This window comes from Bartonella sp. B1099, assembly GCF_944801835.1.
GTDB lineage: Bacteria > Pseudomonadota > Alphaproteobacteria > Rhizobiales > Rhizobiaceae > Bartonella.
This window is the reverse complement of sequence record NZ_CALYLN010000001.1, coordinates 1,274,615-1,298,923: the sequence shown is the minus strand read 5'-3', so window position 1 is coordinate 1,298,923 and position 24,309 is coordinate 1,274,615. Positions and strand designations below refer to the sequence as shown.

The 24,309-nt window shown below is 42.1% G+C and carries 22 protein-coding genes and 2 pseudogenes; 2 read left to right on the top strand and 22 right to left on the bottom strand.

Translation table 11 applies throughout. The annotated features are described in order from the left end of the window. Window positions 1–184 precede the first annotated feature (184 nt). The 7 genes from NNJ73_RS05645 to tpiA form a co-directional block, all read right to left on the bottom strand. Window positions 185–616, bottom strand: a complete 432-nt coding sequence (locus NNJ73_RS05645) for a TM2 domain-containing protein (RefSeq protein ID WP_254493062.1) — start codon at window positions 614–616, stop codon at window positions 185–187. Window positions 617–999: 383 nt separating this feature from the next. After that, window positions 1,000–1,407, bottom strand: coding sequence for a TM2 domain-containing protein (locus NNJ73_RS05640; RefSeq protein ID WP_254493061.1), 408 nt, complete (start codon window positions 1,405–1,407; stop codon window positions 1,000–1,002). 114 nt (window positions 1,408–1,521) lie between these two features. Next, on the bottom strand, window positions 1,522–2,790 hold the full coding sequence (gene eno, locus NNJ73_RS05635; protein WP_254493059.1) for a phosphopyruvate hydratase: 1,269 nt from the start codon (window positions 2,788–2,790) through the stop codon (window positions 1,522–1,524). Window positions 2,791–2,861: 71 nt separating this feature from the next. Beyond that, a complete protein-coding gene (gene kdsA, locus NNJ73_RS05630; protein ID WP_254493058.1) occupies window positions 2,862–3,698 on the bottom strand; it encodes a 3-deoxy-8-phosphooctulonate synthase in 837 nt (278 codons plus the stop codon). Between the two features lie 36 nt (window positions 3,699–3,734). After that, complete coding sequence (locus tag NNJ73_RS05625) at window positions 3,735–5,363, bottom strand: CTP synthase (RefSeq protein WP_254493057.1); 1,629 nt, start codon at window positions 5,361–5,363, stop codon at window positions 3,735–3,737. Between the two features lie 128 nt (window positions 5,364–5,491). Beyond that, window positions 5,492–5,944, bottom strand: a complete 453-nt coding sequence (gene secG / locus NNJ73_RS05620; RefSeq protein ID WP_254493055.1) for a preprotein translocase subunit SecG — start codon at window positions 5,942–5,944, stop codon at window positions 5,492–5,494. Window positions 5,945–6,028: 84 nt separating this feature from the next. Further along, window positions 6,029–6,793, bottom strand: coding sequence for a triose-phosphate isomerase (gene tpiA, locus NNJ73_RS05615; protein WP_254493054.1), 765 nt, complete (start codon window positions 6,791–6,793; stop codon window positions 6,029–6,031). 156 nt (window positions 6,794–6,949) lie between these two features. Here tpiA and NNJ73_RS05610 point away from each other — a divergent pair, with 156 nt between their 5' ends. Then, window positions 6,950–8,839: a peptidyl-prolyl cis-trans isomerase gene (locus NNJ73_RS05610; protein ID WP_254493053.1), complete on the top strand. Its 1,890-nt coding sequence runs from the start codon at window positions 6,950–6,952 to the stop codon at window positions 8,837–8,839. A 261-nt stretch (window positions 8,840–9,100) separates the two neighbouring features. Here the strand turns inward: NNJ73_RS05610 and NNJ73_RS05605 are convergent, their stop codons facing one another. From NNJ73_RS05605 to NNJ73_RS05540, 14 genes and pseudogenes are all read right to left on the bottom strand, one after another. After that, window positions 9,101–10,591: a replicative DNA helicase gene (locus NNJ73_RS05605; protein WP_254492292.1), complete on the bottom strand. Its 1,491-nt coding sequence runs from the start codon at window positions 10,589–10,591 to the stop codon at window positions 9,101–9,103. Then, a pseudogene (locus NNJ73_RS05600) lies at window positions 10,588–11,568 on the bottom strand (phage late control D family protein). The gene NNJ73_RS05605 and the pseudogene NNJ73_RS05600 overlap by 4 nt, the downstream one beginning before the upstream one ends. Beyond that, a complete protein-coding gene (locus NNJ73_RS05595; protein ID WP_254492293.1) occupies window positions 11,568–11,822 on the bottom strand; it encodes a tail protein X in 255 nt (84 codons plus the stop codon). The pseudogene NNJ73_RS05600 and the gene NNJ73_RS05595 overlap by 1 nt, the downstream one beginning before the upstream one ends. Beyond that, window positions 11,819–12,265, bottom strand: a complete 447-nt coding sequence (locus tag NNJ73_RS05590; protein ID WP_254492294.1) for a phage tail protein — start codon at window positions 12,263–12,265, stop codon at window positions 11,819–11,821. The genes NNJ73_RS05595 and NNJ73_RS05590 overlap by 4 nt, the downstream gene beginning before the upstream one ends. Window positions 12,266–12,276: 11 nt before the next feature. Then, a complete protein-coding gene (locus NNJ73_RS05585; protein ID WP_254493052.1) occupies window positions 12,277–14,610 on the bottom strand; it encodes a phage tail tape measure protein in 2,334 nt (777 codons plus the stop codon). Window positions 14,611–14,741: 131 nt separating this feature from the next. Then, window positions 14,742–15,155, bottom strand: coding sequence for a hypothetical protein (locus NNJ73_RS05580; protein WP_254493051.1), 414 nt, complete (start codon window positions 15,153–15,155; stop codon window positions 14,742–14,744). Between the two features lie 9 nt (window positions 15,156–15,164). Further along, window positions 15,165–15,683 (bottom strand): phage major tail tube protein, encoded by a 519-nt coding sequence (locus tag NNJ73_RS05575; RefSeq protein ID WP_241436576.1) that lies wholly within the window; start codon window positions 15,681–15,683, stop codon window positions 15,165–15,167. Further along, window positions 15,680–16,903, bottom strand: coding sequence for a phage tail sheath C-terminal domain-containing protein (locus NNJ73_RS05570; protein ID WP_254493227.1), 1,224 nt, complete (start codon window positions 16,901–16,903; stop codon window positions 15,680–15,682). Before NNJ73_RS05570 ends, NNJ73_RS05575 begins: the two co-directional genes overlap by 4 nt. A gap of 684 nt (window positions 16,904–17,587) precedes the next feature. Beyond that, window positions 17,588–19,585: a transposase domain-containing protein gene (locus NNJ73_RS05565; protein WP_254493050.1), complete on the bottom strand. Its 1,998-nt coding sequence runs from the start codon at window positions 19,583–19,585 to the stop codon at window positions 17,588–17,590. Beyond that, window positions 19,569–20,045 carry a hypothetical protein gene (locus NNJ73_RS05560; protein ID WP_254493049.1) on the bottom strand — a complete coding sequence of 159 codons (477 nt, stop codon included), beginning with the start codon at window positions 20,043–20,045 and terminating at the stop codon, window positions 19,569–19,571. The genes NNJ73_RS05565 and NNJ73_RS05560 overlap by 17 nt, the downstream gene beginning before the upstream one ends. Further along, window positions 20,042–20,950: pseudogene (locus NNJ73_RS05555) on the bottom strand (ParB/RepB/Spo0J family partition protein). Before NNJ73_RS05555 ends, NNJ73_RS05560 begins: the two are co-directional and overlap by 4 nt. Continuing rightward, entirely contained in the window at window positions 20,950–21,348 is a 399-nt protein-coding gene (locus NNJ73_RS05550; RefSeq protein WP_254493048.1) for a hypothetical protein, read from the bottom strand. The pseudogene NNJ73_RS05555 and the gene NNJ73_RS05550 overlap by 1 nt, the downstream one beginning before the upstream one ends. Then, window positions 21,332–21,469 (bottom strand): hypothetical protein, encoded by a 138-nt coding sequence (locus NNJ73_RS05545; RefSeq protein ID WP_254493047.1) that lies wholly within the window; start codon window positions 21,467–21,469, stop codon window positions 21,332–21,334. Before NNJ73_RS05545 ends, NNJ73_RS05550 begins: the two co-directional genes overlap by 17 nt. 67 nt (window positions 21,470–21,536) lie before the next feature. Continuing rightward, the gene (locus NNJ73_RS05540; protein WP_254493046.1) at window positions 21,537–21,842 is read right to left on the bottom strand and encodes a helix-turn-helix transcriptional regulator; all 306 of its coding nucleotides are present in this window, start codon (window positions 21,840–21,842) and stop codon (window positions 21,537–21,539) included. Window positions 21,843–21,996: 154 nt separating this feature from the next. On the opposite strand from NNJ73_RS05540, the gene NNJ73_RS05535 reads away from it, so the two are divergent. Then, entirely contained in the window at window positions 21,997–22,527 is a 531-nt protein-coding gene (locus NNJ73_RS05535) for a helix-turn-helix domain-containing protein (protein ID WP_254493045.1), read from the top strand. Between the two features lie 815 nt (window positions 22,528–23,342). On the opposite strand, the gene NNJ73_RS05530 is transcribed toward NNJ73_RS05535, so the two are convergent. Further along, the gene (locus tag NNJ73_RS05530) at window positions 23,343–24,203 is read right to left on the bottom strand and encodes a phytoene/squalene synthase family protein (protein ID WP_254493044.1); all 861 of its coding nucleotides are present in this window, start codon (window positions 24,201–24,203) and stop codon (window positions 23,343–23,345) included. Window positions 24,204–24,309 lie beyond the last annotated feature (106 nt).

Here is a 24,309-nt window from a genome sequence, read left to right as displayed (position 1 = left end):
TACTTTTTTCATATGAAATAGTACAGTCTTTTTCAATAGTTTTATTTAAATATTTATCATTTTATTTAATATTTAACATAAAAGACATAGACTAAAATAATTTACATTATTAAATTAATATATTGACAACATTAGAAGTAAAGAAACTTCCTCACTCTTTACATTTTATATTATTTTAAAATTTCTACCAATTTATAATTTTATCCCCATTTTCATCCCTAAAATATCCCGATAAAATGACTATAAAATCAATAAATGACCAAGGCCCAGTTATTAAAAGTATTCCTAACCCCATAGTAAATGGTATACTTAGTAGGCTTATAAGAAGCATTACAATGCCCGTTCCAACTTTACCTGCCATAAAGCGATGAATTCCCAACCATCCAAAAAACCAACAAACAAGTGCTATCGCTAACCTTGATTTTTCTGACTGCGATTTACTCAAAAGAGGGAAAACAGATTTAACAACATTATCTTCATATACAAAATCAACGGTATCCCCTACCTTTGGTGCTTTTTTTCCTAACCAATCCCAACTTGCAAATTGATAGCGCTTACCATCAGCCCCTGAAACGAAATAATCTTCTTGATCCTGACCAATAATCTTACCTTTCATCCTTACCCACCTATAAAGCTGCTCCTCATGTGTTATTCATAAAGAGATTATTTCTAATTTGATGATATATTGATTAACCTCACGGCATAAATCAAATTTGTAGAAGCCGTGATAAACGTGAAATTAAAATCATTCAGAGCCCCCCAATAATCCAATGTTTTCTGCTGCTATAAGCAGCAATACAAAACACACCTTAGTTGATTTACATCGTTGCTTTACCCATATAAAATAGCACAGTATTTTGCAATACTTTTACTTAACTGTGCATATTTCTCTTAATATCTCACATTAAAGAAATGGAGTACAATAATTTGGCATGATGAACTTGATATATTGATCAAAGTAAAAAATGAACTAAATTACCTACTCCTTATTATAAAAATTTACAGATCTGTAATCTGATTCCTATTTTTATCCGTAAATTTTCCAGAAAGAATGAGTATGAAATCAACAGTTGCCCAAATACCAGTAACCATCAATCCAACAACCGATAAAGATAAAACAAGCATTAAAACAGCCGTCCGAACTCTCCCAACCATAAAACGATGGACACCAAAAATACCCGCACACCAACAAAGGAGTGCAAACATTATCCTTGAGTTCTCTGTACCTAGTCTCAATAATGGAAAAACAGAACTGACTACACCTCCTTCACAGACAAAATCAACGGTATCACCAATCCTCGGGGATTTCTTTCCCAACCAATCCCAAGTCGCAAACTGATAACGCTTACCATCATCACCCGAAACGAGATATGTTCCTTGATCTTGACTAATAATTATACCTCTCATCTTAATCCCTATAAATTTAAATGCCTATAAAATGATTGCTCTATGTCTTTGATAAGACATCTCAATTTCATAATCTAAATGATTTTATACTTTCATATTTTGTGCTCACAACAATCAACGATATACATCACCAGCATAACGTGCTTGGATCCCTAGTATTTCTTCAATACGAATAAGTTGATTGTATTTTGCTAATCTATCCGAACGTGCAAGAGAACCTGTTTTAATTTGTCCGCAATTCGTTGCAACCGCAAGATCTGCTATGAAAGAATCCTCTGTTTCGCCTGAGCGATGAGATATAATGGCACGATAACCCGCTTTATGTGCTGTTTCTACAGCATCAAGCGTTTCACTCAATGTCCCAATTTGATTAACTTTTATGAGGATAGAATTGCCTACCCCCATTTTAATACCATCATGCAAACGCACTGAATTTGTTACAAATAAATCATCGCCCACAAGCTGACATTTTTCTCCAATTGTATCAGTAAGAAGCTTCCAACCTTCCCAATCATCCTCTGCCATTCCATCTTCAATGGTAACAATAGGATAACTTTTCACAAGGTGCGCCAAATAATCTACCTGTTCTTGGATGTCACGACATTTTCCCTCACCTTTATAAAAATATGAACCATTTTTATAAAATTCAGTGGAAGCACAGTCCAAACCAATGGCAATTTGTTCACCTGGTTTATAGCCACATGTTATGATGGATTCCATAATAAAATCAATTGCTTGATCTGCACTTTTAAATTGAGGTGCAAAACCACCTTCATCACCAACATTGGTATTATATCCCGCATCTTTTAAACGCTTTTTCAACGCATGGAAAATTTCAGCACCATAACGGATGGCTTCTTTCATGGTAGGAGCTCCTACCGGAATAATCATAAATTCTTGAAAATCAATCAAGTTATCAGCATGAACGCCACCATTAATAATATTCATCATAGGTGTTGGAAGAATATGCGCTTGCGGTCCACCAATATAACGATACAGAGGTACATTTAATGAGTCTGCGGCGGCTCTTGCAACAGCCAATGAAACACCAAGAAGTGCATTAGCACCAAGACGGGCTTTGTTTGGCGTTCCATCCAAAGCAATCATTGCTTGATCAATAGCGATTTGGTCTCTTGCATCCCGCCCACCAAGTTCTTCAAGAATTTCGCCATTGACTGCAGCAACCGCTTTTTCAACACCTTTCCCTTGATATCGCGGACCACCATCACGAAGCTCTACAGCCTCATGTGCCCCCGTTGAAGCTCCTGAGGGAACCAGCGCGCGACCAAAAGCGCCATTTTCCAAATGAACATCAACTTCTACCGTTGGATTACCGCGGCTATCAAGAACTTCACGTCCAAGGATATCGACAATGATCGTCATCTATGTCTCCTTATCCAATAAAAGTTGCGATTCATTTCTAATGTCCTATTCATGAAATATTTTTTCTCTTCTTAATTCAACTTCTTTGACAAATGATCAAATTTCATTAGAGTCTCAAGCAATCTTTGTAAATCATCAATTTTAACCATATTGGGCCCATCAGAAGGTGCATGATCTGGATCTTGATGTGTTTCTAAAAAAATACCGGCAACCCCAACAGAAACAGCTGCACGCGCTAAAACTTCAACAAATTGACGCTGTCCTCCAGATGACGCCCCTTGCCCTCCAGGTTCTTGAACAGAGTGTGTTGCATCAAAAATAACAGGCGCCCCAAATGAACGTAAAATTGGCAACGAACGCATATCCGAAATAAGTCGATTATAGCCAAACGATGTGCCGCGTTCGCAAAGCATAACATTTGGATTACCACTGTGAACAACCTTTTTTAAAACATTCTCCATATCCCACGGCGCTAAAAACTGCCCTTTTTTAATATTAATAACACACCCTGTTTTGGCGGCAGCAATCAAAAGATCTGTTTGACGACATAAAAAAGCAGGTATTTGTAAAATATCAACAGTAGAAGAAACAATGCTACATTGCTCTTCGGTATGCACATCAGTCAATATGGGACAATCAAACTCTTTTTTTAAATCAGAGAAAATGACCATTGCTTTTTCAAGACCAATGCCCCGTGTTGCACTCAAAGAAGTTCGGTTGGCTTTATCGTAACTTGATTTATAAACAAACCCAATACCAAGCTGATCGGCAATTGTTTTAATACGACCAGCCATTTCAAAAGCATGATCACGACTTTCCATCTGACACGGCCCCGCAATTAATGAAAGGGGAATTTCATTTGAAAAAATAACATTTCCAACTTTTACACGAGCATTTGGTTTTGTCATTTTATTCCTCAAAAGCAAAGTAACCAAATTTATACCTTAAACCAATCGACTTTGTTCTACAGCAGCTTCAATAAAAGAAGAAAAAAGCGGATGTGGATCAAAAGGACGTGACTTTAGTTCTGGATGATATTGAACACCAATGAACCATGGATGATCTGCATATTCTATCGTTTCCGGCAAAATACCATCAGGAGACATGCCAGAAAAAATCAAACCACACTGCTCTAGCCTGTCTTTATAATCAATATTGACCTCATAACGATGGCGATGTCGTTCAACAATCTTTGTCATCCCATAAATTTGAGCAATATGACTTTCTTCTTTTAATTCAGCAGCAAAAGCACCAAGGCGCATGGATCCACCGAGATCACCATTTCTTGTTCGTTTTTCAAGAACATCGCCTTTAACCCATTCTGTCATTAAACCTACAATTGGATTTTCTGTTTCGCAAAACTCACTTGATGATGCATTCTCAATCTGTGCAATATTGCGCGCAGCTTCTATACAAGCCAATTGCATGCCAAAACAAATCCCTAAAAATGGAACTTTACGCTCTCGTGCAAATTGAATTGCTCGAATTTTTCCTTCTGCCCCTCGAGCCCCAAAAGCCCCAGGAACTAAAATTCCATGCGCTTTTTGTAAAGTTGAAACGGAATCTTCTTTTTCAAGAAGTTGCGAATCAATCCACTCAATATTAACTTTTACTTTATTCGCTAAACCACCATGCGCAATCGCTTCAATAAGAGATTTATAAGCATCCTTTAAGCCCGTATATTTTCCTACAACAGCAATCGTAACTTCTCCTTCAGGATGGTGAATACGCTGCGTAATATCTTCCCACCGATCCATCTGAGGCGGAGGGGCCGAATCAATTCCAAAAGCGCGAAGAACTTCAGAGTCTAAACCCTCTTTATGATAGGCCATGGGAACATCATAAATTGTTGGCATATCTAATGCCTGAATCACAGCATTGGCGCGAACATTGCAAAAAAGTGATAATTTGCACCGCTCTGTTTCTGGAATAAACCGATCTGCACGCACAAGCAAAATATCAGGAGAAATACCAATTGATTGCAATTCTTTGACAGAATGTTGCGTTGGTTTCGTTTTTAATTCACCTGCCGAGGGAATATAAGGCATTAATGTAAGATGGACATAAACAACATTTTGTCGGGAGAGCTCATTACCAAGCTGTCGAATTGCTTCTAGAAAAGGCATGGCTTCAATATCACCAACTGTTCCACCTATTTCACACAAAACAAAATCAAATTCTTCATTTCCCGTCATAATGAACCGCTTAATTTCATCTGTAACATGCGGAATAACTTGAACTGTTGCCCCCAAATAATCACCTCGCCGCTCTCGTTCAATGATATTGCGATAAATACGCCCTGTTGTAATATTATCTTGGCTATTTGCAGAACGCCCCGTAAAGCGCTCATAATGACCAAGATCAAGATCCGTTTCCGCACCATCATCAGTCACAAATACTTCACCATGTTGATAAGGAGACATCGTCCCTGGATCAACATTTAAATAGGGATCAAGTTTGCGAAGGCGTACACGATAGCCTCGAGCTTGTAATAACGCTGCTAACGCCGCCGCTGCGATGCCTTTTCCGAGGGAAGAAACCACACCACCTGTAATAAAAACATAACGTGCCATGGGCTTATGGTGATAAGCAATTTATTATGATTTTTCCAGCAAAAAATGCAAAAAAAAACAATTATTTCTTCTGAAATAAAAAAGGTGAAAAAATCACCTTTTTAACAGTCTATATTTTCTTTAAAGAACTATTTTGTACTGTTATCTGGAACTGTCTTTTCAAAAATTGGTGGAACTGGGCTTTCCTCTTCAGGATTTGTAGACGATTTTTGTTCCTGCGGGGAATCCGACGTGCCTCCTAACTGTTCAAGAATAGAAGGTTGAGACTCACTATTTGATGATGGAGCTGATTCTGAGCCTTTATTGGTAGAATTCTGTTCTGAATTAACCGGTATACGCTTTAAGATATCAGAACTCGAATTTGATATACTTCCCACAACGGTAAGTCCAATGGACACAACAAAAAAGCAACAGGCTAAAATAGCCGTCAACCGTGTTAAAGGATTTCGAGATCCACGGGTTTTCATCAACCCTGAGCTATTACTCACACCGAGCCCACCGCCTTCTGAAGGTTGGATTAAGATAACCCCAACCAAAGTAATTACAATCAATAAATGAATAACAATAAGTACTGTTTGCATAAACCCTGCTCTTCAAATAACTCTTTCATAAGCTCTTTACACATAAATAACACACAATCCAAGGGGGAACTCAAATTTCTCTACTTATAATTTACGACAAACATCGCAAATCGTTAAAAAATCAATCGCTTTTAAGCTGGCTCCACCAATCAAAGCCCCATTAACATGCGAAATACTTAAAAGCTCAAAGGCATTGGATGGCTGTACGGATCCACCATAAAGCAAACGTATCTTATTTCCTTCATCACCAAAACGAGAGTGCATCTTATCACGAATGAAGTGATGCACTTTTGCAATATCTTCTGAAGTTGCCGTATTACCAGTACCTATCGCCCAAACAGGTTCATAAGCGATAATGGTATTGTCTGCTGTTGCATCATCTGGTAAAGATCCTTCAAGCTGCTGCGAAAGAACATCCAACACTTTATTATTATCACGCTCCTCCAATGTTTCCCCAATACACACAAGCACCACAAGACCTGCGCGCCACGCTGCTTGCACTTTAGCACAGACAATTGCATCATTTTCCTGATACACTGTACGACGTTCCGAATGTCCAATAATAACATGACTTGCTCCCGCTTCTTTAAGCATAAAAGCTGAAATATCTCCTGTATAGGGACCATGATCATCAAAGTGACAATTTTGTCCTCCTAAAAGAAGATTTTCACCATCTAGCATATCAGAAGCACGCGACAAAAGCGTTGCTGGAATGCAAATGAGCGCTTCAAATAGATGACCAAAATCAGAGCTAAGGCCTGTAGCAATAGCACGCAACTCTCCAAGCGATTCTCTCGTTCCATTCATTTTCCAATTTCCAGCAAGAAAAGGCCGAATAGTTGGAGACATATTTTTACCTCACAAAAGCTCTTATAAAACTTTATTTGTCTGTAGTATCAAATTATAAAACGAAAGCAAGTCTTTAAAAGCTTGCATCTTTCGTCTCTTTATTGCAAATTCCATGACTGCTTTGATAATAACTTATATTAAAAATGGAATTGAACAATGCTTGACGTCATAAGAAGTGCTACAAATTCTTGGATTTGCAGAGTTTTTCTTGCTATTTTACTCTTATGCTTCATTCTTTTATGGGGGATACCACACTTACACACAAAAAGCGAAAGAGATCTTATTACTTCTGGAAACTCCATCGTAACGATCGATGATTATCGTTTCGCACTTGCCGATCAAAGCGCACGTTTAGCACAGGCTGCTCATCTTGGACGGATGTTTACACCACATGAAATGCAGCAATACCAAATTCCCGCTTTTGTGTTTAATCAATTACAACAAAATATACTGCTGGATGAACAAGCCCGTAAAATGAAAATAAATCTTTCAAAAGATACAATCGCTCATACGATTGCTTCTGATAAGATGTTCCAAACAAATGGTACATTTGATAAAAATTTATTTTATAACTATCTTCAGCATTTACGTATCAATGAAAATGCTTTTCTTAATTATTATACCAGACAAGAAAAGCGTAACCAACTTATTGCAGCCTTACTCTCTGATATGAAAGCCCCCAATCTCTTTTATAAAGCACTTGCTCTTTATCAAGGAGAAATGCGGAGTGCTGATTATCTCATTATTGATCTAAAAGAAAAACAAACAATTGCTGATCCTGATCACGAAACACTACAAAAATGGTTTGAAGCACATCAAAGTGAATTTCGCACTCCAGAATACCGTACTGTCTCTTTGCTATCGATGGAACTTAGTGATTTCGTAAAACCTAAAGATATCTCAATAGAGGAGGCAAAAGCCTATTATACCCAAAATGTTTCACGTTTTGTGACGCCTGAAAAGCGTACTTTCGAAGAACTGCGATTCCCCACACGCGAAGAAGCCGATAAGGCAGCAAAAAAAATAGCCGATGGATTGCATTTTGATGAACTGGTAAAAGCTGAAAAAAAGACTCTTAAGGACATAAAAAAAGGACCTCTTGCAGAAAATGAACTTCCAAACCATCTCGCATCTGAAATTTTTGAACTCCAACAAGGGCAAGTCAGTCCTGTAATAAATGATTTACAGGGACCTGTTCTCATTCGCGTCACACATATTGAACCTTCAAGCTTTCTTCCTTTTGAAAGTGTAGAAGAAAATATTCGTCAAACACTTGCTAAAAATCGTGCTACTGATGAGATCCGGAGCAATTATGTAGCCATTGAAAATGCTCGTTTTGAAGGCGCTTCTTTTAAAGAGCTTGCTGACCAATACAAGTTATCTCTGCGCACAATTACCCTTGATAAAACGGGCAAAACGCTTGAAGGCGTAATTCTCACGGATTTGCCTCAAAAAGATACTTTACTAAATGCCATCTATCAATCAAATGAAGAAGTCGATTTTGATCCTCTTTCTTTTCAAAATGGTGGATATCTCTGGTATAAGGTCAATAAAATTATTCCTGCCCGCGATAAAACACTAGAAGAAGCTAAGCTAGATGTTCTTTCTCAATGGAAAAGTGAGGAAATACAACGTCTCCTTGATGAAAAAGCCCAAAATGCTCTCAAACAGCTTAGGGAAGGAAAAAGTCTGGTTGCTCTTGCCCGGACACTTGGTATTATAAAACAAACAACGCCCCTCCTCCAACGTCAAGATCCCTCTGAAATCCTTGGTGTTGAAGGGGTTCAAGCGTTATTTTCTGGTTCCCAAGGTCATTATGGCATCATAAAAGGTCCGGTTGCAACAAACCGTATCGTTTATCAAATAAAGTCTGTAACGATGCCTAAAGATATCACACCTCATACTCTTGCACCTGAAGTTCGGGCCAAGATAGATATGATGATAAGAGAAGATCTCAAGCTAGAAATGCTACAAATTGCCAATCAAGAACATCCTTTGGAGATTAATAGCAAAAATTATAATCAGATCTTTAACGCTCTCCAATAAAAAGAGTCCACATAATTAAAGAACCTATTTGATAGAGTTTCTATCAGTATTTTGTCTATCGTTGAAACGATAAGTGTAGCTTGTCAGCAGGTTTTGTATATTTTGACACCAGGTTTTGTACCAATTTATTTTGTTTCACATGATTTTTAAGGGGTTCTCAAAGGGTCTTCACAGACCTTTCAAAGGGTGTTTTAAGATTCGTCATTTTTTGTGAGAATCTATGGAATTTTGCTTCTCAATCATCGGATCATTATTTTGAGCTCAAGCGGATATTTCTGGAAAGTTGTCGTTATCCGTTAGGTCACTAAAGCATGTAAAGTCAGATTGGAAAGCCAAAGGGATGATTCCTGTTGGTCCATGGCGTTGCTTGGCTATGATAACCTCAGCTTTGCCCTTAACTTGCTCCATTGCTTCTTTCCATTTGTGATATTCAACACTGCCTTCTTTTTGTTTTTCATTGTTGAGATAATATTCTTCACGATAAACAAACAACACAATATCGGCATCTTGCTCGATTGAACCTGATTCACGTAAATCGGAGAGTTGTGGACGTTTATCTGTTCTATTTTCAACTTGTCGCGATAATTGCGAAAGCGCAATGATGGGAATATTGAGTTCCTTTGCAAGCGCTTTAAGACCCATAGTAATGACCGTAATCTCTTGAACGCGGTTTTCAGAAGAACGCTTTGAACCGCTTGTCATCAATTGAATATAATCAATGATCAAAACATCTAGACCATGTTGTCGTTTAAGACGCCTTGCACGCGCGGCTAGTTGTGCAAGAGATACAGCTCCCGTTTGATCGATATAAAGAGGAATGGTTTGAAGGGAACGCATAGCATGAATGATATTGGTAAATTGATCATCAGAAAGATTACCCCGTCGAATATCAGAAGAAGAAACCTTTGTTTGTTCTGAGATAATACGGGTTGCAAGCTGTTCTGTTGACATTTCAAGGGAGAAGAAACCGACAATCCCCCCTTCACTGGCTTGGCTATCATCATGATTCTTGCAAGCATTGGCAATATTAAAGGCAATATTGGTTGCAAGGGACGTTTTACCCATCCCAGGGCGCCCTGCTAGGATAATCAAATCAGATGGTTGCAACCCGCCCATTTTTTCATCAAGAGTTTTAATATGGGTTGCCATGCCAGAGAGCTGTGAGGAACGCTGTTTTGCAGCACTTGCCATGTTAATGGCTTTTACAATAGCTCTATCAAAGTTTTCAAAACCCCCTCCATATTTGCCTTTCTCTGCCAATGCAAACAACTGATTTTCAATCGCTTCAATTTGTTGCGAAGGGGTAAGTTCTAGAGGAGAATCAAAAGAACTATTCACAATTTGAGTGCCAAGGTTAATTAAAGAACGCCGAATAAACAGATCATAAATAACCTGTCCATAATCTTGAGTATTGATGATTGTGACAGCTTCTTTGGCTAAACGAACAACATACTGGTATACAGTGATATCTCCAATTTTCTCATCATTTGCAATAAAGGGCTTCATGGTAATGGGGTCTGCAACTTTTCCCTTTTGAACAATTTGTAAGATGATATCAAAAAGCCTTTGATGGAAGGCTTCAAAAAAATGTTCTGGTTTGAGAAAATCAGAAACGCTCTCAAGAGCATCATTATTGATCATGATGGCCCCGAGCAACGCTTGTTCTGCTTCAATATTATGGGGAAGTTGCCGAAAAGAAGGGGCAAAAGTATCTCTTGGGTTTTCTATTTCTAACACGTTTAATTTTCTCATGCCTCTTTTCCTTGATTTGGCGCTTCTAGGGTTATTTCTGTGGTATAGCCGCTTTGCTTTTCATAGCGGTGAGTCACGGTTGCGGCTTTCCATGGTCCATTGATTTGCATACGAAATCCTTGGAGGAGAAGGGGTTGATCGGCCATGACTTCGGGGCGTCCCGCAAGGGTCAAAGAACCACTGCCCACAGCACGACACAGCCTGTCTGATTCTGATGCAGCAGCAGCTTGTGCTTCTTCTTTACAAGTGTAACAACCACGCAGACGACGCACAGGACCGCTAAAACCTGTCTGATGCTTGACTTGGCATTGCTGCCCTTGTGAGCGATCAAAATAAGCAGCTTCAATGATGCCATATTGGGTGCGTGGCTCGAGGGTAAATTCCCAGTTGGAACAGTCGTGTTTATGGATGTCGAGTGCTGGTAAGTTATCGCCGCTTAAAAATAAAAACTTATTGTCTTTGATCAAAAAACGTGCCTGCATCCGATCAGCAAGGCGGGTTAAAAAATCAATCGCCGATTGATCGGTACGAATCGCATAAGGCAAGGTTTGTTTGGTAAATTGTGGACTGACCTTTGCTTGATAACCATGACGTTTGGCAAGGCTCTCAACAATCTCAGCAATGGTTTTGTGGTCAAAATGTTCGCTCACCTGTTCTTTGATCTCCGCACGCATGGAAGCGCTTTTGCCACAAAGGCGCAAAATCTCTCCATCACTGCCCCCACAACTGATCACCGATTCCACAACAAAACGCCCCATAAAGGCACGGATGCTGTCCTCATAACCAAAGGTGACATGGAGCGCACTGTTACTGGAGGGAATCTATAAATCATTGCCGCTATCATCAAACTCTGCTTCAAATGTATCGGCTTCATTACCGGCATGATCTGTGATAGTTGCGGTTAAAAGACGCTGGTAAAAAACCTCATGAACAGGTTTGTCTCCCACCTTAACCACAATAAAAGGGTGTGTGCGCATTAATCCCATAACCGTTTCACCATACTTTGGGGATTGTGAAGTGCAAATTCAGGCAGAATGACCGTTAAGCCTCGCGGTAAAATTGGACCATATTTGGCAATCTCTGGATTGGCTTCCAATGTGGCTTCTAAATAGCCGTTTAGTGCCCCAACTTGCGATCTGTCTCCTAACACAGCCATGGCATGTTGAAAGCAGAGGAGATCGAGACTCATATCCTCCAGCTCTACAACAACACGCTTTTCTGGTATCTTCATAGAGTTTGCCCCACCTGATATTGTCCTTGCGGTTTTCCGCCATTAAAAAAGGGTAAGAGACTGATGGAATAGCGGATACGCTGGGATTGACCGGAGCGACTGATAAAGTCGTGGTCTTTCGTGATACTGGTGATCACCACGGGTCCATGGAGAAGGACACTATAGGTGGTATCATTGATCCAACGAAGCATCTGGACCGGCTTTGCTCTTTTGATCGTTGTGGTGATGGCATCAATGGCTACACGATCACCAAATTCTTCTGGAAATAATACCCCGTGGATGGTTTTGGGATCATTGCCATAACCGGTAAATTGCAAACCAGGGGCCCCACCAAAACGCTCTAAGCAAACCCATGAGGCAGAAAACTCTTCCTCAAAAGATTGGAAGTTCAGCCAGTCCACATAAAATTGATGCGGTCCTAACATCAGCAAAGGATCTTGCATACTCCCTCCCCTTATTCTGTTCCGCCATGCAAGGCATTGGCCCCTGCCCGTTGCAAGGCATGACGAACCGCATAACCAGTTGCAATGGGATCACGTGCACCATTGACATGCACCGTGACATTTTGATTGTGCGTGATGGGGACGCGCTCTTTGTCTTTTGCTTCTGGAACAAAGCTATGGCCATGCCCTGCTCCCGCAAATTGCACAACAGGCTGAGGCGTTTTGCCTCCTAAAAAACTTGGCAAATAATCTCTTACATCAATCGACCCAATCCACCCCTTTATGCGGTGAGGTAAAGATTTACAAAAATCTGTCAATTGTGAGATGGTCCCCGTAAAGCCATCGACAATCCAACTCGCCAAATCTTCTCCGATTTGTTCCATACCCGCTTTGGCGCTCTCTGAGAGCTTTTCCCTAGTAAAAAAACTCCCCAACCACTCCCAAAAGTTGGAGAGACTTTGTTTAAAACCCTCCCACACATTGCCAAACCACTTAGAAACAGAAGAAAGCCCTTGTTTAAACTTTTGCCAGTGGGCAGAAAAATCAAAGGCAGCGGCAATGATGTTTTTCCAACGTGTAATGGTTGCTGTGTCAGCACCAAAAAAACGCATGACGGCTTCAAAGGCACGACCAAAAGCGCGGATTAGCCCCCGTGCAAATCCTTTGACAAAGGAAGAAAAGCGATCCCAATATTTCCACAAAACAAAACAAGTCGCAATGATGACAGCCACAACAGCAGCAATCAGAGCACCGATTGGGGTAAATACAGCCCCAACAACAGAAGCAATACCTGCCCCAACCACCTCGATCGCTGTCCCTATCCAGCCAAAAGAGGCAGCAAATGCTGTACCTGAAATTGCGATCCCTCGCAAAGCTCCCATCAATAAAGTTATGGGGCGTAAGAGTCGCAGTGAACTTGCCCCAAGACCTGCAGTTAACAAGCCCAGTGAGCGCCCTGAAGCCAAGAGCCCGCGCCAACTTGCCTTCAGCGCACCGCTCACAGCCCTCATCTTGATAAAAGAGGCAATCAATTGCAGGATCCCAAGGCGGGTTCCCGCCATGGTAAAACGTACAACCCGTAAAGCGATGTTAAAAGCCATCAGGGCGGCAATGGTTTTGATAATGGCGCTTGTTAAAGCTGGATGAGCATTAGCCCATGCCATAAGAACATTGATAAAACCACCAACACTTGCCATTAAACTGTTGACAGGAGGCAGAAGCACTTCACCAATGGTAACCCCTAAAGCCACAATGCGGTTTTGCAACAGTTCAAATTGCCGCATGGCACCGGTTGCCTGTTTGTCTGCCTCTTGTTCGACAGAGCCTTTAAAGACTTTGGGATCTTTCACATAATCTAAAGCTTGCCCTAACAGTTCGGGATTGCCAACCAATTTGGCAAAATCACCGGTAAAATCGCGCCCAGCAATAGCAATCAGCGAGCGCATTCCCTGTTCGGATTTGCCCAAGACATCAAAAAAACGCACCAAGGTACCGGTGGCATCTTTCTCCAAATCTTCCATAAATTTTTGACGAGAGAGACCAATATTGGTAAAAGCATCTTCAATATGCTTTCCTCCCGCCTGAATACGGGCACTGATAGAGTTAAAACCACGAGCTGCACTCTCTGGAACAATCCCAGCAGAAATCATCGCCGTCCCAAAGGCCGCCGTCTCACGGGCTGTCAGTTTAAACATGGTTGCCGCACCGGTCGCCCGATTGGTAAAGTCAGACACCTCACTTGCCTTGGCCGCCATGTGGTTGGAAAGATGGTTGATAGCATCGCCTAAATCTTCGATGCCTGCTTGATTAAGCTTAAAGACATTGCGCAATTTGGCAAAGCGTTCCCCAATCTGGTCCCCCGTCATATCAAAGGCGACCGCTGCTTTGGCGGCATAAATGCTAAAAGCCTCGAGATCTTGTTCACCAATCCCTGCTTGGCTGGCACTGGTCATCAGTTCTAAAACTTCACGAGCGGCGAGAGGGATTTTGGTGGAGGTTTCAAGCGCAAAACGACGCAATTCTTTTAAACGATCAAGGGGGGCATCCAGAACCTTTTCCAAGCCTTTCATCGATTGATCAAATTGCATGGCTTTATAAAGAGGCGCAATCAAGGTTGCCGTTTGAGCAATGGCGCCTACCATGCGCCCACGCGCATGAATATAAGCATTTTGCGCTTTTGCTGTAGCTTCCTCCAAGTGCTCAGGGTCAAACCACCCTTTAAAATGCTTTCGTGTTTGGTTTTGGAAATGCGCAATATCGAGGCTAAAGGCTCTTAAGTCTCGCTTGGCAGAGGCGATCCCTTCTTGGAGATGATTCACAAAACGCACAACAAGGGAAACATCCATGATCGCATCTCATCCTAACATTTGGCTTTCATATTCTTGGGCTTTCAAGCGCACTAATTCTTCGCGATAGGCAATCACTTCCAACCAATCCATCTGATTGATCTCTAGAGCCGACCAGTGGTAATAAAGAGCTAGTTCGGCTCCAAATTGCCCGGCATAGGGGATTGGTGTTTGGGAAAAAAAGCAAAAAAAACCTTAAACACGGCCATAACATCAACAATATCAAGACGATTAATCAGTTCAACAGATTCATGAGACATCTCTGCCAGAAGCGCGGCGATTCCTTCCATGGCTTCATGGGTAAATAAAGCCTCACAAAGTTTGGCAATGAGAATATCATTGCTCAAAGGTATTTTATCTTCTTCTACAGCGGGCAAAAGTATCTTTGCCAGCTGTGGTCCAATCAGCACGGCTAATTGGCGTGCTTGCTTGAAGTTTGGGCGATAAAAGATCAATTTTTGCCGTGTTGTTTCTTTGCCATCCTTGTCTTGATAAACAAGGGGAACCTGCAATTCCACTTCAATACTTGTTTGTAAACTTGTCATGATCAATTCCTATAAATTGAGAATAGAGCGGCGACGCCCACCAATATCTTGCCCATTGCGCACAAGCCAACCGCCCCGTTTAAAGGAAAAGCGGTGCAAAACAGAGCCATCCCAAAATTCTGTGTAATCCCAAACATTCTTGATCTCGCAATCATAGCCTGTGGCTTTTCCTGCCGTTAAGCTTTCGCTATCGACTTTGACCAAGCGCCCCGTGACATCAATGGAATGTTCATGCTCGCGCCCATCTTCTTCAGATACCACATGTTTTTTGCCGGTAAATTTATGACGAAGACCAGGAGGACCACCAAAGATACCAATGATTTCTGGAGTGTGGCTGCGGATTTTCATTTGCAAGGTTAAAGCTTTCACACCAAGACCACTCACATCAATTTGCATGTCAGAGCCCCCTGGTTGATAGGTTTCGGTGATTTCTTCTAAAGTTGGAAGTTTGAGCGTTTCAAGATCAAGGTGAAGATTGACATCATCATCAACAATCAGGGTAAAACCACGAACAATTCTTAAAGTCATACATCACTCCTTGCTGCCTTGCGATAACCCTCAAGCGTATCGCCAAAAGTATGGGTCATTTTATTTTGGATATCTTCAGAGAGCCGATTAAAGTAAGCGCCATTGCGCCGGCTTCCAAAGCTTAAATCTTCGAGAGGAGGGACTTCTTCTGCATCAAATTCCACCCGCAATTTTCCCAATTGCAAATTGCTGTTTGAATTCAAATCGCGGTCAAACCAGACACGTCCTCCTAAAAGCGCTCCACGGGCAATCATATCATCAAGAAACTGTGTAAGGCTGCGGGTAATGGCAATAACATGTTGACCGGTCAGGTTTTCGTCATTCGCCCAAGGGCGTAAATTGTTAATGATGGTTTTTTCCAAGGCTGCGCGGGTACGTACCACATTGACAAAGCGCCAGAGTGGATCACTGGAGGTGGTGTGATTGCCCCATAAAATGCGTCCATTGGCAGCCAATTGACCTTGGGCATTTTGGCTAAGGCGCGCGGGAATAAAGGTGGCAATATCAGCTTGATTGAGACGATTAGCCTCATGATCAATTTCCCCATCAAAATAGCTAATGGGGCGTGCTGTGCCTAAAATACCTTTGACATCTTGGTTGGAGGGAGACCAAAAAACACCTCCCTTTTGTTTGTCCCGTTTGATAAACATGGCTGCCACAAAGGGGCTTGCCGGTTTAATGCTAAAGCCCCCATCAACATTTGCTACCCGCACAAAGGGGTCAATGAGATAACAAAAGCGTGAGGAAAAATCCGCCCGAAAGGCAAGGCTTTCTTCCGTATTTTTGCCTCCCGTATCAAACACGGCAATGGCTTGTAGCTTTTCGGCAACCTGCTCTAGAGCATCTGCTAGTGGATTTTTAGCATTATCAAGCCGCCCTGCACTATAAGCTGGTGCTAAAAGAATTCCAGGTTCCACACCTAAATGCCCTCTAGCATGCGCTAGGGCATGAACACCGGTTAAAGAAACACTTGACCCCACCATTTCGGTTTGTGTCTCAGCAATGGTGGATTTTTCTTCCACCCGCACGAAGATCACTTGTGCCTCAATCCCTTGCGCGCGAACGGCGTTGATAACATCAAGGGCAGTGCCTTTTTTCCCAAGCTTTTGGATTTTCTCTGTCTCATGGGTAAAGACCAACACGGGTTCGTTAAGGGGATAGGTCTGTGCATCCGCATCAGGGGCTGTAACAACCGCCCCAATGGCGGTTTGGCTAAACATTTCTAAAGGGCGAGAAGCTTGACCATCCTCAATGAGGCGAATACCATGAACACTGCGTGTATGCGGGCGGGTCGCGCGGTAATAGCGGCAAGTTTCCGTTTTGCCACTGCCCGCATCAAGGGTAATCATCACCATATCCCCCGTACTTTGCGCCAGTGTTAGCGTGTCAATGATTTCACTCGCTATACGGTTCTTTTGAAACGCTGGCTTTTCAGGAATCATCTCCAAAAGCCCTGCCGTTTCTTTTAATGTTTCAACCCATTGTTGAACTTTCGCATTTTGCTTGCCTAATTGCCCCGCATAACTACCCGCATACCACTGCGAAAAGGTGCCATCCGGCATGCCAATACGCCGCGCTACTTCTGCTTTAGTCCAGTCATTCGTCCGTCCTAGAGCGCGCACTGAATCCACAAGCGTATCCCATAAAGCAATATCATCACTATTGCGGTTTTGTGCTGTCCCATCGGGCTGTTTTTTTGGTCGCTCCCAAGGATTTTTATCAACGGTTGCATTTATCGCGTACTTCATATATATTCCCCTTTCGTATTGATTTAGACTATTGGTAAGGGGAAGGGCTTAAACCTTGCCCCTTATCTTTTGTCTCTCAATAAACTCTCCAAGCCGTACGCGATACAAAACCAGCCCCCCTTGTAGGCACTCTTGTAAGTCCCCCCCCTTCCTTTCCTATCTTCTAGGAAACTTGATCACTTCACGCCCCTCACTTGAAGCGCTAAGGCGTCTTAAAGCTTGGTGCAAATGTTGACTAAACTCTCGGGAATCTAAAGCCTCATCATCCCCTAAAACCGCATCAGGGGCTTTTAAAGCAAGATTCCCCGCATTCTTTGGCATCAAGCGGCTTACCTTTGGGGAAACAGAACGCTTGGATTTTGCATCATCATCCCTCCGTGCAACTTTTGCATAAACATCCGCCAATTGATCCGGCGCAAGTTTTGCCGCCAACTGCTTTTCTGCTTTAACTGCCTTCACATATTCTTTACGCAAACGCCCATTCAAACGCGCTGCCTGCTGGTCATAAAAACCCACATCCGCAAGGCAAGGCGCTAAACAAAGCAACTGATTATTCAAATCATAAACCCGCAAATCTTGGTGCAAATTATCTGGGTCAAAGCGCACAATCACCTTTTCTCCCGCATAGCTATTCAACGCCCGCGCCCAATAGCGATTGCCATAAAAATGAATCTCACCCGTCCCCTTTTGCGTACGCAATGCTTCTGAGGTCAAAAGCCATAAAGCCCTCTGTGCCGCTGTTGCTTGCCGAACAATCGTCCCTTCTGCCTTTAAACTTTCTGCAAAAATCTCATCAAAACTGCGCCCCGCACATGTCAGCGCCTTACGTCCTGCTTGCGCATTATGCGCCACAATCTGCGCCCCAACATGGGCTTTGAATTCTTCCAATTCCATCGCCCGCTTACCATAATCTTCCGGTTTCGCATCGGGCTTATTACCCGTATAAGCTCCAGCACATAACGGATGTTTAGAAATCGCTTCTGCCAAATCACGCCATGCCCGCTCAATCGGTTTTGACTGTCCGCTATAAGGTGTGGTCCATTGTAATTGAATACCCAAACTGGTCAAAAGACCCTGCGGTTCATCCGCCTTAATCTTAAAACGAAAGCGGTTTTGCACACCCCCAGAAATCCATTTGCTGGTAAAAGCACGCCCATTATCCAAAGTCATACGCTCCGGTATCCCATAAGTCTCCACCATATCCCCAATCACCAAGCGTACGATTTCCCAAGTCTCAGCATCTGATAAGCGCCACGATAAAATCTTGCCTGAATAAAGATCTTGAATGGCAATCAAATAAAGCCGTACAGGCTTCGAGCCCCAAGGAACATTCACAAAAACATCCAACTTATGCCCGTCCATATTCACCGCTTCCATTGCATGCAGTGCACGCCGATCACGCCGTTGGGCGGGATAAAGCTTTTTTACCATCTCCTCGCCCTCACGCGCTAATGCTACAACCGCCTTGGAAACTTGCGCCTTAAAACGACGGCGTAACGCCCGCTCTGAAGGGATCGGCGCCCAACCTTTCTCACGCGCAACCCCAACCATCCGCCGATAACATGCCGAAAATGCAGGGCGAGAAGGGCGTAAATAATCCGAACATAAAACCTCAAAAGCCTCTTCATGACAGGGCGCAAACGGCGAAACAGTCTCCTCGCCATAACAAGGCGCCAGCGCTGCTAACCAATCACACCGCGCGACCCCTTCAACCATCTGCCGCCAATTAAAAAGCGACATCCGGCTAACCCCAAACTGAACCGCACACAAACTTGCCGCATCATGCACCCCCATACCGGCATGGAGTAAATCTTCCCAAAAACAAAGCGCCTTCAAACGCTGTTCACAACGGCTTTTATGCGCCTTTGAAAGCCCTTCATAACGCGCCCAAAGCGCTTCTTTTTGTCTCTTTTCCTCCACCCTTTGCAAAACATCAACACTCCCCTCCCGCAACAACAATGCCATCCGCGCCCCTTCGGGTAATAAAGAAACATGGTACTCCCATACCGGCTTGGTCTTACTTTCCACCTTCCGTGAGAGTTCAGAATTTTTTCTCCAATATGCCCGTCCATGGTTTTCAAGACTTTTATAGGTAGATGGCAACCCCGGCAAAGCCGCCTTAGCCAATTCAGCAATACTAAACCACTCTTTCATGGCTGCCCCGTCTAATACGCACCGGAACCGCACGCATCGCTTTTAATTGTGCGGCAATCTCACGCTGTTCCTGCTGCAATCTTGCAATTTCTGCCAATCGCGCTTCATCCCCTTGCAACAACAGCAAACCATCCTCACTCACCACCTCATCCCAAAGCCAAAAGGCGCCCGTCGCCCGTACAAAAGCTTTAAATCGCGGCAAAGAAATATCCATATCCACCTGCTTACTTTCAGCAACATAAGCATCCAAACTCGCCTTACTCAAACAACCAATACCTAAATAATGCGCCATACGCTCTGCAATCTCACTGCGCTCATAGCGACATTCTCGCAAAGCCCGCGCCATAGCCCGCTTAATGCGAGAGCGAAACCGCTCTAAATCAATCTGCGCAACGGGCTCACGACAGGGGAAAACCGGCTGTTGAAAAAAATCAAGTTGATGAGAACCACGCGTCTTCATGCCTGCTCCTCCCCCGATTGCTTGTTCAAATAATCATAAAACCGCGCCCGTGTCTGTGCATCCGCTCTCTGCCACACCCCCAACAATTGAGCAAAAATCCGTTCCTGCTCATTAACTTTCGAGGGTATATTAATCCCATTGACCAAATCAACAGCTCGCCGTAAATCCCCCTCAACTTGTTGCAAAGCAATCGCCACCCGCCGCTGCGCAACCGGCTCCATCTTTGCCAACTTCAACAACTGTGCTTGATTATCCGCCAAAGCGGTCCCCCGCAAAACAGACCGCAACTCCGGCTGTAGATGCCGTGCAATGCTGTTAAGACATCTTACTGATTTTGAAGACAAACCAATACGGTCCGCCACATGTTCGGCAAAAGATAAAACTGTCCCTTTGCCATCCTTTCCCTCTATTTGAGCAATAGGTGCAAGTTGCACCTATTGCTCAAAATCTGTCTCACCACCGATCAAAGGTGCAACTTTACCCTTTGCCACTTTGTCCTTTGTATATTGATTACCATGGTCACCACCACGTTGAATCTCCCCATACTTCTTTTCCCACAATTCGCGGTACGTCTGCACAAACAAAGCGCGGTCAATCACTGACAATTCATTGCGAAACAAATTTTCCGCAACCTCTAAAAGCGCAGCATTTTCTTTATCGGCTTGCACCACAACCGCTTCAATGGCGCCATACCCTAAAAGCTCCGCCGCCCGTAACCGATGCGCCCCCGCAATCAACGTATAATGCCCCTCTTTCGCATTGGGTGTATGGCGCACGGTAATCGGATTCATCAACCCTTCTCGTGCCATCGATTGGGCAAGCGCCTTGGCATGCTCATCATCAACAGGGCGTATACGCTCCGGTACAACAATCAAATCTAAAGCAATCTCTTGAAACCGTGCCATTATCCAACCGCCTTATCCATTTCTCGTAAAAACAAATCCATCGCACGCCCCGCCCATCTTCGATAAGCCTTGGCAAAAACAGACTCCATTAACCGCCGATTAATTACTTGGAGTGACAGAGAAATAGAAGTCCGTTGCCGTTCTTGTATAGCGACAATACGCCGCCGTGGAACCTCAAATTTATAATGTAAAATATGAATAGCAATCTGTCGTGCCAACATCGCATCAAACAAATGACGCGGCGGATCTATAATGTATCGAATTGGCAAATGCCGAAATCCACCACTCACCGCTTTTAAAGAACAAGAAAGCATGATTTGTAATCGTTCAACTTCTGAATAAGGATTAACGATATCGCGTTTGATATCTGGGGTCCATAAATTATAAGCCGCAACCATAACCACCCCCGATAAAGAAAACTTGACCACCTAACCTTAAAAAACAACCCATCCAATCGGCTGCTTGATGAGGCAACAGTGTGCAATCTTTCTTGTCTATTTTGTATTGATCTTTAGACATTGATAAACCTTTTTATCTTATGGTATCTAAATACATGGCAAATGCGCTAACACGCAGAGCCTAAAGCTCAAGCAGCATTACCACGTGATAGGGTAGAAACAACACAATCCGTATTGGCATGTTTTGCTGCCTTGAAAATACGACTGCGACTCTTAGGGTAACGGTCGACAAAAACCTGCTCAACGGGTAAACCGATAAAGTCTGCAATTGCGCGCTCGGCTTTCTCGTTAGACCGCGTCCAAATGTTTTTGACACTGGATGACGATAGTTGATAAGCTTTTGCGAGCTCCGCCAAAGTCATGTTCCGGCGGCGTAGCTCAGCTAAAATACTATGGCGATCCCATACTTGAATGCATGTTTGTGTGGTTGTCATAAACTTTCGCTCCTGCTTAAAACGGATACTCCAACTATCCGTCTTTTGTCGGGTTAATTGTGTAATAACTGCCCTCTATAGCGGGCGGTAATAAGAGATATAATTCCCTTTTGTGAATTAGTAAACCTAAATGTGGATTAGGAGTGATTTTTTTTTGGGACGCCCTAAAAAAGAACCTAAAACAGAACTAGCAAAACGATTACGTAAAGTACGGCTTGCCCTTGGTTTTTTGGAACGCAAACAATTTGCTGATCATCTTGCGGTACCTGAAAGTACTATGAGTAACTATGAGACTGGCTTGCGCGAACCACCTGTATCGATGTTGGTAATTTACAAAAATATTTGTGGTGTATCTGTAGAATGGCTAGCTACAGGTGAAGGTGAAATGTTTACAGACGTAGCAAAAGCGAAAACAGCGGTTTTAAAAGCACCTACTATTCCTGCTGGTCTCATGAAAAAACTTGGTCGCATAGCTTATACAACCTATCGCGATGCAAAAATTAAACTCCCCCCCGAAGATATAGCGGAACTCGCGGCGGAACTTTATAAAAAACTGCAAGAGCTTGTTCAAGACATCAACGACAAGGAAGAAATAGAGCTTACTTTGCCTCTTCTAAAATTGCATTTAAAGCGTCAAATAGAAGCTGAAAAAGAACATTCCAAAACTACACAAGATACGGCTTAATGCTCCTCTAAAATAAAAAATCGATATGAAAATCTTTTTACATTAGAAAATGTTATGTAACAATTTGATTTATAAATATAAATTACCTCTAAAAATAGATAATCACCTATAGGTGAAAATCTTTTTTGCTTTTTTGGTTATTTTTGGCTGATTTTGCAATGCGCTTCACATTTTATCGGATTTTTTTCAAAGGGTCTTCAAAGGCGGTTTTCTGGGCTTTCACAGACTTTTTAAAAATCTTCAAAGCATTTTCAAAGACCTTTCAAAGCCTTTTCTCATTTTTACGCTCAAATTTCGATTTTCACTCTTTTTGTCACTTTTTTGCAATTTTAGGTGTCAAAATCTATTTTGACAAAACACGCATTTAATGCTAAATTTTATACATAAAAACAATAAATTATCACGTATTCCTATCTAATCCCACTTAGTACAAAACCTAGTGTCAAACTACAATGATAATATAGCATTATTCATATTGAATAAAAATCCTAAATACCATAAGATTCTTTTATTCCAAACTTATTCCATGTTGAATCAATCAAAACCTCTTGCTTGCACATTATAAAAGGACATACCTCTTATGAAGAGTTTCAAGTGCCAAGAGCTGTCGCAATATTGAGAGATGGCTAATATAACAATGGTGCCAGCTTTCCTCTCATCCATCCAATACACTGTATTTTCAAGGTCTTAAAATTTCTCACTCTTTTGCTTTCAAAAACCAACACATCAACGTTTTTTATAACAAGAAAATGGACAGTATTTCCTATTATCTTCAACATGAAAAAATCAGTCTAACTCTAACGTCATCATATTTTTTATAATATTTTTGGAAAATTACCGCTTATTGCTGCTCTTGTTATCAACCAATAGCGATGTATCAATGGCAAAGTTGCACTTTCTTGAAAAATAGCAGCTCCCAGCTGTAGAGCCTTTTGAAGAGAAGCCGGTATAATGACTAATGGAAGAAAGGCTGGCTTAAGAGCTCTAGGTAAAGCACGAGAATATGAATAAAGTTGGGTATAATGATCGCGCGATAATGCGACCATAGCTTCAACAATGCGGTCCTTTTGTTGATCACTGAGACGATGAGAGTCTAAATCCTCCCTATTTCCCCCTACAGCCTTCAGCATATCAGTAGGTAAATAATAGTGATAGCGTGATTGCATGAAGGATAAAAGACGCAATACGCCGCTTAATCCTTGAGCAATCCCTCCTTGTTCATAGATATCTGTAAAATCTTGTGCAGTATCAGGATCTAATATCTGACAAGAAAGCTGTAAAATTATGCTTGCTGTCTCACGACAATAATGCTCGAGATCATGAAGCGTTTCTAGTGGGGTGTGGTAAAGATCTAAAATTTGTGCATCACAATACCGTAAAAAAGCTGTCTTAGGTAAATTAAAAAGAGTCATTGCTGTCAATAAATCATTCAAAATTGGATGACTTCCACTCATTTGTATTTCACCATGCGCGATAGAATCATACCACCAGCGTAATCGTATTTCTCCGATGAGTGGATCATGAACACTTTCACGAATACGAGAAATCTCAGCATTAAATGCGTAGAGAGCAGCCAATGCTTTGCGCTTTTTTTTAGGTGTAAATAAAACCGATATATAGCGATCACGATCTATGGTACGTAAAATATCAAGACAATAAGGAAGAGAACCTATCATTCTATGAACCTATTAACGTCCCTTTTTTAGCCATTCAATTAATATTCTCTTTTTATTCATATTAAAAAATGAGAGATAAGAAAATACATTTAAAAAAATAAGATTT

Bases quoted from the DNA above. Each gene is read 5' to 3' on its own strand.
- NNJ73_RS05645 (WP_254493062.1), bottom strand. From the start codon at position 616: ATGAAAGGTAAGATTATTGGTCAGGATCAAGAAGATTATTTCGTTTCA.
- NNJ73_RS05640 (WP_254493061.1), bottom strand. From the start codon at position 1,407: ATGAGAGGTATAATTATTAGTCAAGATCAAGGAACATATCTCGTTTCG.
- eno (WP_254493059.1), bottom strand. From the start codon at position 2,790: ATGACGATCATTGTCGATATCCTTGGACGTGAAGTTCTTGATAGCCGC.
- kdsA (WP_254493058.1), bottom strand. From the start codon at position 3,698: ATGACAAAACCAAATGCTCGTGTAAAAGTTGGAAATGTTATTTTTTCA.
- NNJ73_RS05625 (WP_254493057.1), bottom strand. From the start codon at position 5,363: ATGGCACGTTATGTTTTTATTACAGGTGGTGTGGTTTCTTCCCTCGGA.
- secG (WP_254493055.1), bottom strand. From the start codon at position 5,944: ATGCAAACAGTACTTATTGTTATTCATTTATTGATTGTAATTACTTTG.
- tpiA (WP_254493054.1), bottom strand. From the start codon at position 6,793: ATGTCTCCAACTATTCGGCCTTTTCTTGCTGGAAATTGGAAAATGAAT.
- NNJ73_RS05610 (WP_254493053.1), top strand. From the start codon at position 6,950: ATGCTTGACGTCATAAGAAGTGCTACAAATTCTTGGATTTGCAGAGTT.
- NNJ73_RS05605 (WP_254492292.1), bottom strand. From the start codon at position 10,591: ATGAGAAAATTAAACGTGTTAGAAATAGAAAACCCAAGAGATACTTTT.
- NNJ73_RS05595 (WP_254492293.1), bottom strand. From the start codon at position 11,822: ATGAAGATACCAGAAAAGCGTGTTGTTGTAGAGCTGGAGGATATGAGT.
- NNJ73_RS05590 (WP_254492294.1), bottom strand. From the start codon at position 12,265: ATGCAAGATCCTTTGCTGATGTTAGGACCGCATCAATTTTATGTGGAC.
- NNJ73_RS05585 (WP_254493052.1), bottom strand. From the start codon at position 14,610: ATGGATGTTTCCCTTGTTGTGCGTTTTGTGAATCATCTCCAAGAAGGG.
- NNJ73_RS05580 (WP_254493051.1), bottom strand. From the start codon at position 15,155: ATGACAAGTTTACAAACAAGTATTGAAGTGGAATTGCAGGTTCCCCTT.
- NNJ73_RS05575 (WP_241436576.1), bottom strand. From the start codon at position 15,683: ATGACTTTAAGAATTGTTCGTGGTTTTACCCTGATTGTTGATGATGAT.
- NNJ73_RS05570 (WP_254493227.1), bottom strand. From the start codon at position 16,903: ATGTTTAGCCAAACCGCCATTGGGGCGGTTGTTACAGCCCCTGATGCG.
- NNJ73_RS05565 (WP_254493050.1), bottom strand. From the start codon at position 19,585: ATGAAAGAGTGGTTTAGTATTGCTGAATTGGCTAAGGCGGCTTTGCCG.
- NNJ73_RS05560 (WP_254493049.1), bottom strand. From the start codon at position 20,045: ATGAAGACGCGTGGTTCTCATCAACTTGATTTTTTTCAACAGCCGGTT.
- NNJ73_RS05550 (WP_254493048.1), bottom strand. From the start codon at position 21,348: ATGGTTGCGGCTTATAATTTATGGACCCCAGATATCAAACGCGATATC.
- NNJ73_RS05545 (WP_254493047.1), bottom strand. From the start codon at position 21,469: ATGTCTAAAGATCAATACAAAATAGACAAGAAAGATTGCACACTGTTG.
- NNJ73_RS05540 (WP_254493046.1), bottom strand. From the start codon at position 21,842: ATGACAACCACACAAACATGCATTCAAGTATGGGATCGCCATAGTATT.
- NNJ73_RS05530 (WP_254493044.1), bottom strand. From the start codon at position 24,203: ATGATAGGTTCTCTTCCTTATTGTCTTGATATTTTACGTACCATAGAT.